General features: G+C 61.9%; 1 protein-coding gene. It reads right to left on the bottom strand.

Features of this window, described 5'->3' with window-relative positions; translation table 11 throughout:
* Positions 1 to 252, bottom strand: a 252-nt coding sequence (locus SB754_RS21755; RefSeq protein ID WP_410784393.1) for an ATP-binding cassette domain-containing protein, incomplete at both ends; no start/stop codon positions are given.

Here is a 252-nt window from a genome sequence, read left to right as displayed (position 1 = left end):
ATCCATGAGGAAGACCTGCGGGTTACGGACGATGGCGCGGCCCATGGCAACACGCTGCCGCTGGCCACCGGAGAGAGCCTTCGGCTTGCGGTCCAGGTAATCCTCGAGGTCCAGCAGCTTTGCCGCCTCGCGGACACGCTCCATCCGCTCTTCCTTGCCGACGCCTGCGATCTTCAGGGCAAAGCCCATGTTGTCGGCAACTGACATGTGCGGGTACAGGGCGTAGTTCTGGAAAACCATGGCAATGTCACG

It is taken from the genome of Leifsonia sp. SIMBA_070, assembly GCF_046534635.1.
GTDB lineage: Bacteria > Actinomycetota > Actinomycetes > Actinomycetales > Microbacteriaceae > Leifsonia.
Note: the sequence above shows the minus strand (reverse complement) of the source record. Positions and strands in the feature narration are given on the sequence as shown.